11 protein-coding genes and 1 tRNA gene are annotated in these 9,034 nt (G+C 49.5%); 6 read left to right on the forward strand and 6 right to left on the reverse strand.

What is annotated here, in order from left to right; all coding sequences use genetic code 11:
• The 3 genes from Q0369_RS10140 to serS form a co-directional block, all read right to left on the reverse strand.
• A partial coding sequence (locus Q0369_RS10140) for a nicotinate-nicotinamide nucleotide adenylyltransferase (protein WP_298099436.1) occupies window positions 1–652 on the reverse strand: 652 nt, incomplete at its 3' end.
• Window positions 649–1,326: a hypothetical protein gene (locus Q0369_RS10145; RefSeq protein WP_298099439.1), complete on the reverse strand. Its 678-nt coding sequence runs from the start codon at window positions 1,324–1,326 to the stop codon at window positions 649–651. The genes Q0369_RS10140 and Q0369_RS10145, both read right to left, overlap by 4 nt.
• A gap of 7 nt (window positions 1,327–1,333) precedes the next feature.
• Complete coding sequence (serS, locus tag Q0369_RS10150) at window positions 1,334–2,584, reverse strand: serine--tRNA ligase (RefSeq protein ID WP_298099442.1); 1,251 nt, start codon at window positions 2,582–2,584, stop codon at window positions 1,334–1,336.
• 140 nt (window positions 2,585–2,724) lie between these two features.
• On the opposite strand from serS, the gene Q0369_RS10155 reads away from it, so the two are divergent.
• From Q0369_RS10155 to Q0369_RS10180, 6 genes are read left to right on the forward strand one after another with little or no spacing between them, the layout of a single operon-like run.
• Window positions 2,725–3,474 (forward strand): DUF4198 domain-containing protein, encoded by a 750-nt coding sequence (locus tag Q0369_RS10155; protein WP_298099445.1) that lies wholly within the window; start codon window positions 2,725–2,727, stop codon window positions 3,472–3,474.
• A 12-nt stretch (window positions 3,475–3,486) separates the two neighbouring features.
• Complete coding sequence (locus tag Q0369_RS10160) at window positions 3,487–4,266, forward strand: hypothetical protein (protein ID WP_298099448.1); 780 nt, start codon at window positions 3,487–3,489, stop codon at window positions 4,264–4,266.
• Entirely contained in the window at window positions 4,256–4,855 is a 600-nt protein-coding gene (gene cbiM, locus Q0369_RS10165) for a cobalt transporter CbiM (RefSeq protein WP_298099449.1), read from the forward strand. The genes Q0369_RS10160 and cbiM overlap by 11 nt, the downstream gene beginning before the upstream one ends.
• Complete coding sequence (locus tag Q0369_RS10170; protein ID WP_298043978.1) at window positions 4,852–5,493, forward strand: hypothetical protein; 642 nt, start codon at window positions 4,852–4,854, stop codon at window positions 5,491–5,493. The genes cbiM and Q0369_RS10170 overlap by 4 nt, the downstream gene beginning before the upstream one ends.
• Complete coding sequence (locus Q0369_RS10175; protein ID WP_298099452.1) at window positions 5,490–6,137, forward strand: energy-coupling factor transporter transmembrane component T; 648 nt, start codon at window positions 5,490–5,492, stop codon at window positions 6,135–6,137. Before Q0369_RS10170 ends, Q0369_RS10175 begins: the two co-directional genes overlap by 4 nt.
• Window positions 6,134–6,910: an energy-coupling factor ABC transporter ATP-binding protein gene (locus Q0369_RS10180; protein WP_298099455.1), complete on the forward strand. Its 777-nt coding sequence runs from the start codon at window positions 6,134–6,136 to the stop codon at window positions 6,908–6,910. The genes Q0369_RS10175 and Q0369_RS10180 overlap by 4 nt, the downstream gene beginning before the upstream one ends.
• Window positions 6,911–6,964: 54 nt before the next feature.
• On the opposite strand, the gene Q0369_RS10185 is transcribed toward Q0369_RS10180, so the two are convergent.
• From Q0369_RS10185 to Q0369_RS10195, 3 genes are all read right to left on the reverse strand, one after another.
• Window positions 6,965–7,041: transfer RNA gene (locus Q0369_RS10185), tRNA-Glu, on the reverse strand.
• Between the two features lie 156 nt (window positions 7,042–7,197).
• Window positions 7,198–7,635, reverse strand: coding sequence for a PH domain-containing protein (locus Q0369_RS10190; protein ID WP_298099458.1), 438 nt, complete (start codon window positions 7,633–7,635; stop codon window positions 7,198–7,200).
• Between the two features lie 503 nt (window positions 7,636–8,138).
• On the reverse strand, window positions 8,139–9,014 hold the full coding sequence (locus tag Q0369_RS10195; protein WP_298099461.1) for a hypothetical protein: 876 nt from the start codon (window positions 9,012–9,014) through the stop codon (window positions 8,139–8,141).
• Window positions 9,015–9,034 lie beyond the last annotated feature (20 nt).

Raw genomic sequence — 9,034 nt, forward strand, 5'->3', positions numbered from 1 at the left:
ATTTATGAAGCTCCGATAGGTTGTCGGCCCCCACGACGATGTAGAGCTTTGGTGCGGTGTCTGCGCCGCTTGCGTTATTCACATCGTTTGCGTCATTTGCGTCATTCGCGTCGTCGTTTGAAATTTTGCCTGTGACGGCGTTTGAAATTTCACTTGAGGTAGCGCTTGAAATTCCGCTTGCATTTGAAATTTCGTTCCGCCCAGCATTCGGAATTTTGCTCGCGCTTAAAATTTCGTCTCCGATGGAGTTTGAAATTTCGCTCATGACGGCGCCGGGCGCTCTGCTTGAGGCGGCGCTTGAAATTTTATCCGCGCTTCGGGTTTCGCTTGCCGCGGCTGCCGTCTCCGTCGCGATTTTGCCGTTTCCGCCGTATTTTTCGAGCAGAAATTTCACGCTTTGTATCGTGGGTACCGGCACGTTTTGCGAAATTTCATAATCACTCACCTCCACGTGCGGGGCGTCGCTCCACAGCGCGCGGCACCATCTAAGCCGCAGCTGCGGAGGCGCCGAAAAGCTCTTTTTAAACGGGTTTAGAAACGACGGCATTATGATCAGTAAATCGGGCTTTAGGGCTGATAAGATCGCCTTTACCGCGGCGTCGTGTCCTGCGTGCGGCGGATCGAAACTGCCGCCGAAAAGCGCGATCTTCACGCGCCCGCTCCGCGCCGTTTCATGCCGCAAAATTTCTCGTCCTTCGCCGCAAATTCTGCGGCATAAAATTTTGCGCGGCGCGATCCTGCTTTATGAAATTTTACGCTGTAAAATTCCGCTTCGCCAAATTTTGTTGCAAAAAATCCTGCGTTTTGCAGCGCAGTAAATTTAAAAGGCGCAGCGGCGCAAAGGTTAGGACTGCGTCGCAGCCCTTTTGCGGCGATAAATTTAAAAAGCGCGCCGCCGCGGAATTTTACCCCGCCAAATTTCACTTCGCCAAATTTCATTTTAAGCTCTGAATTTGGCGTCCGGAACTTCATCTCGCTAAATTTCGCGCCGTGAAATTTAGCCGCATAAAATTTCGCAGTGCGAGCTAAAAAACCCGTCTCGTGCAATCTGGCTTTGTAAAATTTGACGCTGCGTGCCCTAAATTTCGGCTTGCAAAATTCCGTGTCACGAAAGTTTATCTCTAAAAATTCTGTTCCGCAGGTCGCAAAATTTGCGCCACTAAATTTCTCGTCGCGAAATTTAAAGCCGCGAAGCTCGGCATCGTGCGCCCCAGGCTCTGCGCCGTAAGGATAAAATTTAACGCCGCTCCCACTAAATTCCGCCGCGCAAGACCCAGCGGCTGCGAAGCGGGCGTTAGAATTTGGGTTTTTCCAAAGCTTTCGCACGGGCCGCCTACATATATTTTTCTAAAACGCGCGGAATTTCGATGTTGCCGTCCTTGCGCTGGTAGTTTTCCATCACCGCAATCAGCGTGCGGCCGACCGCGAGCGAGGAGCCGTTTAACGTGTGAACGAGGCTGTTTTTCTTGCCGTCTTTGAAGCGGATCTTGGCTCTGCGCGCCTGAAAATCGCGACAGTTGCTGATCGAGCTGATCTCTCGGTATTGGTTCTGCCCCGGTAGCCAAACCTCCAAATCCACGGTCTTTGCGGCGCTAAAGCCAAGATCGCCGCTGCAAAGTAGCATATGCCTGTGCGGAAGGCCTAGGCTAGCTAGCAGATCGCTCGCGCACGAAATCATCTCCTCAAGCATCTTTGCGCTATCTTCGGGGCGCGTGATAGCGACGAGTTCGACCTTTTCGAACTGGTGCTGGCGGATCATGCCGCGCGTATCGCGCCCCGCCGAGCCCGCCTCCTTGCGAAAGCAGTGGCTGTAGCTGGTGAGCTTGATCGGCAGCTCCTCGCTGCGTAAAATTTCATCGTTAAAGAGATTCGTCGCCGTAACCTCGCTCGTAGGGATGAGGTAGAGGTTTTGCTCCTCGTCGTCAACGCGGTAGAGGTCGTCTTTAAATTTAGGCAGCTGGCCCGTGCCGTAGAGGATCTGATCGCGCACCAAAAACGGCATATTTACGAGCTCGAAACCGCGCGAGTTATTAAATTCGATCATGTAATTGATGAGAGCCATATTCAGCTTTGCGCCAAGACCTCGGATCGCTGTGAAGCGGCTGCCGCTGAGTTTGACGCCGCGCTCGAAATCAAGCCATCCCAGCGCCTCGCCGAGCTCGAAGTGCTGCTTGGGCGCGAAGTCGAACGTGTGCGGCTCAAGCACCTTTTTGATACAGACGTTTTCGTTCTCGTCCGCACCGATCGGCACGTCGTCGTCGATGATATTCGGTACGCACGCAGCGATCGCTTCTAGGCTCTGCTCACGCTCGTTTACGAGCTCGCTTAGGCTTTGGATCTTTTGCTTGTTTTCCTCAAGCTGCGATTTTAGCGCGCCTACGTCCTTGCCCTCGCGCGCAGCGAGGCCAAGCTCCTTGCTCTTTACATTTTGCACGGCTTGGAGGTTTTCAAGATCGCTCTTTTTAGATTTTAGCTCGTTGTAGGCATCTAGCAGCGTTTGCAGGGTTTGCGGCGGGACTTTTTTGGCGATGAGTTTTTTATTAAATTCATCGAAATTCGTCTCGATAAGTTTTAAATTTATCATTTTCTGCCTCTTTTTGGTAATTTAAATTGCGACATTTTAACTAAAGTTTGCTTTAAATACTCAAAATAAACCCACATTTAAGCAATACGGATGAAAAAAAGTGATACAATTCCGTAATATTTTATTATGAAAGGTATTACATGAAAGCAAAATTTGCTTTTTTAGGAATTTTCGCGGCGAGTCTTGCGTTCGCGCATTTCGGCGTTCTTACAACGGATAAAAATGTCGTAGAGGATCAAAAAGACGCTATCGTGAAGCTAAATTTGGAATTCTCCCATCCGTTTTTACAGGAGTCTATGAATCTACAAAAGCCCGCAGAATTCGGCGTTTTTATTGACGGAGAGAAAAAATCGCTCCTAAGTGGTTTAAAAGAGCAAAAAAAAGGCGAAAATTCCTATTTTGCGGCGGAATTTAAAGCTGACAAGCCATCGCTTTTGGCGTTTTATTTCGATCCCAAACCCTATGCCGAGCCGGCTGAGCGCAAGATGATCCGCCATATCACCAAAACCTACGTCGATGCTTACGGCGCGGGCGAAGGCTGGGATAAGCCGCTCGGGCTAGAGGCGGAGATCGTACCGCTAGTGCGGCCTTATGCGCTGTATGCGGGAGAGATATTTAGCGGAGTTTTTTTACTGCACGGAAGGCCCGTCCCAGGCGCGGATGTGGAGATCGAGCTATATAACGATAAAGGCTACAAAGCCCCTAGCGAGGCGCATGTCACGCAGGTCGTTAAAACCAACGGCGCGGGCGAGTTTAGCTTCGTGATGCCGGTTGCCGGCTGGTGGGGCTTCGCGGCTCTTAGCGAGGAGGAAGCCGCCAAAGGAAGCGAGCAGCCCGTAAATGAGCTGGGAGCCGTGCTTTGGATCAAGGCGGACGAGCTGAAAAAATAGGGGAGCGGCTCGGTGATATCTCTTTTTTCGGGCGAAATTTGCGCGGCTGCGGATAAATTTAAATTTGCGTTTGAGCGGAGCTTTGAAATTTTATTTTCGCATGTTTTGCTTTGTGATGTAAAATTTCCAGCGAATTCTGCAGTTAAAATTTTACGGGGCAGAATTTTGTCGTTTCGCACCCGCGCGCAGTCTGTGTCTCGGGGTTTGGTTAAAACTTTACGGAGCAAAATTCCGCCGAGTAAAATTTTAAGTAACGAAGCTCTGCTGCGTAAAATTTTGCTCTGTAGAAATCCACTCTTAGGAGCTTCGAGCCGTAAAATTTCATATCCGTGGATTTATGAGCGTAAAATACCCGCGCGCAAAATTTCGTTTTTTGAAATTTTAAAAACCCCGACTTTTAAAATTTCGCAAGCTCTGTTTTACCGCGCGAGCGTCGCACCAAGATCGCTCGGAACCTCAAATTTTGCGTCGCAAAATCCGCTTGTCGCTCTTACAAAAGTAGCGAGCGAAAATTCTTGCGATAAGCGAGCCGTAAAATTTATCAAATTTACTGGTTCCGCAAGCAACTCCGATACCGCTCCGAGTCTTGCGCTGACAGCCACCGCAGATAGGACGCAAGCTGCGAGTTTTACAGCCGAAAATTCTGTCGTGACTAAAGCTGTAAAGGCAAGATCCATAGCAATCAAAGCGATTATCACAAAGGTCGCAAATGCCTTAAATTTAACTAGCTCCCGCGTTTTTGCGCGTCTAAAAAACTGGAGCGATTTAAAGGAGGCGAGCCGTGCACATTAGCGAAGGAGTTTTGAGCGCACCCGTGCTGCTTGCCGGCTGGGCGGTTACGGCGCCTGCGGTAGCGGCGATTTTATGGCGCGTAAAGCAGTCTGAGATCCCTAGGATCGCATGTTTTAGCGCGCTATTTTTCGTCGCCTCTTTCGTGCACCTGCCCGTGGGTGTCAGCTCCATGCACCTGATGCTAAGCGGGCTCGTGGGCGCGTTTTTGGGCTCGCGCGCGATCTTGGCGATTTTCGTCGCGCTGTTTTTGCAAGGGGTGTTTTTCGGCTTCGGGGGGCTTAGCGTGCTCGGCGTAAATACCGCAGTCATCGGCTTTCCAGCGGTTTTGGGCGGGCTCTTTGCCGCCGCCGCAAAAGCGCAAGAGCTAAAAGCGCGCACGCAAAAAATTTATCTATTTTTGGCGGGTTTCGTGCCGATCGTCTGCTCGATGCTGCTTCTTGATCTCGTGCTTTTCATCAGCGGACGGGAGTTTTTTGCTATCGCGACGCTCATCTCGCTCGAAGGTGCGATCCTGGCTGTTTTGGAGGGGATCATCACTCTTTTTGCGCTTAGCTTTATTGCGAAATTTTACGGCGGACAGAGGCGATGAGAGCACTATTTTTCTTAACGGTTTTGATCTCTTTTGCATTTTCGCATGCGCTTCATCTTTTCGCGACGCAAGAGGGCGATAGAGTGGCGATTTATAGCTATTTTTATAAAAATTCTCCCTGCATGGAGTGCGAAGTTTTAATCAGTGCGGACGGGCGCGAAATTTTGCGCACTAGGACCGATAAAGAGGGACTTGCGAGCATACGAATACCCGCTAAAAATTTTACTATTCAAATTTATGGAGGTGCAGGACACGGCGCGCAGATGGAATTTAGCGCCGATAACTTTGCGCCGCAGAATTCCGGTGATCCTGAAAATTCCACGCCACAAAATTCTGACGTTTCTGAAAATCCTATGCCGCAAAATTTGAACGCCGCTAAAAAATCCGCGTCCAAAGGCAGCGCACCCGAAAATATCGCGCCGAAAGCTAGTACGCCTGAAAATAAAATTTCAAGCACTTCCGAGCCTTTAGAAAATTCAGCCTCGCAAAGCATCTTGCCGAAAGAAAGTCCTAAGGGCGATATTAGGAGCATGGCATTTCAAAGCCAGTCCGCCGAGGCGCCTAAAATCGCGCTTTGTTTGGCCTTGATTTTCGGCTTTTTTGGCTTAATGTGGCTAGCGAAAAGAGCGCGCAAATGAGCCCCGCCGTATCACTGCTCGCGTTTTTTATCTTCAGCTTCGGCGTCGGACTTAGCGGGCAGCTTTATGCGGCGTTTTTTGCCCCGCCGCTACTTCTTTTTGCGCTTAAAATTTCGATTGCGCGCGCGGTCTGCACAAGGCTTGCGGTATTAAATATCTTTGCGATTTTAAGCGCGTTAAGCCCCGCCATAGTCGGCAACTACGAGCTTGCGGGCGTGATATTTTTGCGCGCTAATTTGATAATGGCGTTTGCGATTTTGCTATTTTACGGCAAGGACGAATATTTTTTCGCACGCGGATTTTACGGGCTCGGGCTCGGCGAAAAGCTAAGCTCTTTGGTGTATTGCTGCGGGCGATTCGTAAATTTTTTACGCTCGGATCTGGCGAGACTGCAAGCACTTTTGCGCATGCGCGGATTTGTAGGGACGAGCGGAATTTTCACTTATAAAATTTATGCGAATTTGATCGGGATTTTAGCGATTTCGGCACTTGAGCAAGCAAGGAATTTAAGCATGGTGATGAGCGCGCGAGGGTTTTGCGGTAGGCTATTTTACGAGCGTCGCGAGGGCTTGAGCGTCTTGGAGACCTCGTTTTTGGCGTTCTTGCTGGCGTGCGTATCTGTTAAAATCGGAGCGATCTTATGAGTTGTTCGCTTAAGGCGCTAGGTTTAAGCGCTAAAAACGGTGAGCGAGAAATTTTTCGCGGCGTAAATTTGAGTGTAGGGCATAAGGAAAAAGTAGCGATCTTGGGCGCGAACGGGCAGGGCAAGACGAGCTTGCTTCAAATTTTAGGCGGCCTAAGGCAATGGGGCGAGGGCGAGATCGAGCTTTTCGGCGAGAAGCTTGAGTGTGTGGAGGATTTTATAAAATTTCGCCACGAGATCGGGTTTTTGTTTCAAAACAGCGACGATCAATTTTTGTGCGCGAGCGTGTTTGAGGACGTCGCATTTAGCCTGCGTGCGCAAAATGAGCGGTTAAAACGAGCACGAAATGTGGAGCAAAGGCGTGGAATTTTTTCTAAATTTTTTGGTCGTAAGGCGCAAATTTTAAGGCAGGGCAGCGAAAACGACCATCTAAAAAAGCTTGAAATTTTAGGTGAAGAGCAGATCGAGCGCAAGGCGTTGGAGACGCTGCGACGCTTGGGAATCGAACATCTGTGCGAGCGGGTGCCCTTTCATCTAAGCGGCGGCGAGAAAAAGCTAGTGGCGCTTGCGGGCGCGCTGGTATGCGAGCCTAGGATACTGCTACTGGACGAGCCTACGACGGCGCTTGATGAGGTGATGCAGGAGCGCGTGGCGGGGATTTTGGCGGGGCTTGACGTAAGCGAAATCATCGTCTCGCACGATAAAAGCTTCATCGATAAAATCGCAGATAAAATCTATTATTTAAAATCTGACGGGCTGTATGAAAGCCCATGATAAAATCATAGATAAATTTATCGTTTAAAATAATGGGCTTGTATAAGTCCATAATGGCGACCCTTGCGGGATTTGAACCACGCGTTTTCGCACTGAGAATGCAACGTCCTGAGCCACTAGACGAAAAGGTCAAGAGATCGCATTATAGCGACAAAAACAAAATTTTAGATAAAATACCGGCGGCGGTGCAAGCACAGATCGCTTGGAATTTTAAAAGCCGGCGCGGCATAGATAAAATTTGCAACGTAAATTTTATAATCTACTTAAATTTAAACACAAGACGGAGCCTAGCCGATCTTTTCCATCGCCCTGTTTTTAAACGCTACGGGATTGGCGATAAATTGGAAGCTAACCGCCGTGCCGCCGGTACCTCGCACCACTATGGTGCCGAATTTTAAAATTCTCCCCAAAATACTCTGCATTACGGATATGCTTTCGATTTTTTCATATTTTAGCTCGACCGTTTCGCGACTAATAAGACCCTTTTTGCCGATTATACGCTGATTTGTGATAGCAAGCTCGTTTGTCTTTAAAACAATAAACCCGTGAATTAGCGCCGCTATAAAACCGCCAAAGCATATGAACGAAAGTCTATCGTCTTTATTTATGATTCCAACTATCGCGGGAATCAATATGACGATAGCGGAGATAAAAACCGCCCAGTGAATTTTGGCTTTGGCAATCACATTTTCGCCATTTAGAAGGTTAGACTCTACGTAACCCATAAATATCCTTTAAAAGAATTTTAGGCTTGAATTATATCCCCGCCCCATTAATCTTGACTTAAATTTTATGCGACGACGGCTCATGTAATGGCGGATTGGACGATCGGAATTTGGGCGCAAATTTACATTAAATTTTTACTTTGTCGGCTGCGAAATTTTGTGCAAAATTTATGGCTAAATTCTGCGCGCTAGGCTTTTAGAATTGTAAATTTAGCGGCGCAAAATTGTCCTGCTCGCGCTGGGCGATAGGCGCATGCCGCGTAAATTTTATCAAAGCCCTCGAAGTTTGGTTAAGCGCGCGTGGAGTTTAAAATTTTACAAATACGCTAAATTTTATAGCCGCGCGATACGTTTGAAATTTTAGCGTGCGATATGCAAACTCGCTGCGCTTGAAGCACATCCTTGTGGAATATAAAATTTGTTAGCGCAAAGTGCAAAAATCGGCTGGCGTGCGAAAAATTTTAAGCTCGCTAGCCTAATTTGAAATTTTATAGCCGTCCGCTCTAAAATCCGAGTGCTTTTTGAATCGCGAGCGTCTGCGCTACGACGTGCTCAAGCTGCTGTAAATTTAGCATATTCGGCCCATCCGAAAGTGCGTGAGCAGGATCAGGGTGCGTCTCGTAAAAAAAGCCGTCCACGCCCACGGCCGCCGCCGCTCGCGCGAGATACGGCACGAAGCGCGAGTCGCCGCCGCTCGTAGCGCCGATACTAGGCATCTGCACGCTGTGCGTCGCGTCGAAAATGACCGGCGCAAACTCGCGCATAATCGGCAGTGAGCGCATATCGACGATCAAATTTCCGTAGCCGAAGGTACTGCCGCGCTCGGTGAGCCAAACGCCGCGGCGGCGCGCCAGATCGTGCATCCCTTCGCCGCTTGGCTGCGGGGCGTTTGGAGCAGAATTTGCAGTACTCGAAGCATTGCAAGCATGGGCGGAATTTTGTGCGTCCGGTCGTGCGCCGCAAGAATTTTGCACGCCTAGCACCGAAGATCCGCTATCTGTATTACTTTGAGCGCCGCTTTGCGCGCCGCAAATTTCGGCATCGTCGTAGCAGGCGCTGTTTTGAGCGGCCTTTGTATCGCTAGATGCCGCACCGCTTTGCGGAGTATAAGCCCGTGCGCTGCGGGTTTGCAGCACCTTTTCGACGCTGTGTTTCATCGCCTGTGGCGATAAAAACTGACCCTTTTTGATATTTACTACCGCTTGCGTGCTGGCTGCGGCGACGAGTAGGTCGGTTTGGCGGCACAAAAACGCAGGTATTTGCAGCACGTCGGCGACGCGCGCGACGGGCTCTGCCTGGTAGCTTTCGTGGATGTCGGTTAAAATTTTATAGCCGAACTTTTCCTTTACTTCGGCTAAAATTTCGCAGCCGCGCTGCAGCCCTGGGCCGCGGAAGCTTG

Source organism: uncultured Campylobacter sp. (genome assembly GCF_938030685.1).
In the GTDB taxonomy this organism is placed as follows: domain Bacteria; phylum Campylobacterota; class Campylobacteria; order Campylobacterales; family Campylobacteraceae; genus Campylobacter_B.

Excerpts from the sequence above, each read along its gene's own strand:
- Q0369_RS10190 (WP_298099458.1), bottom strand. The coding sequence starts at position 7,635 with ATGGGTTACGTAGAGTCTAACCTTCTAAATGGCGAAAATGTGATTGCC.
- Q0369_RS10155 (WP_298099445.1), top strand. The coding sequence starts at position 2,725 with ATGAAAGCAAAATTTGCTTTTTTAGGAATTTTCGCGGCGAGTCTTGCG.
- Q0369_RS10180 (WP_298099455.1), top strand. The coding sequence starts at position 6,134 with ATGAGTTGTTCGCTTAAGGCGCTAGGTTTAAGCGCTAAAAACGGTGAG.
- serS (WP_298099442.1), bottom strand. The coding sequence starts at position 2,584 with ATGATAAATTTAAAACTTATCGAGACGAATTTCGATGAATTTAATAAA.
- Q0369_RS10170 (WP_298043978.1), top strand. The coding sequence starts at position 4,852 with ATGAGAGCACTATTTTTCTTAACGGTTTTGATCTCTTTTGCATTTTCG.
- Q0369_RS10175 (WP_298099452.1), top strand. The coding sequence starts at position 5,490 with ATGAGCCCCGCCGTATCACTGCTCGCGTTTTTTATCTTCAGCTTCGGC.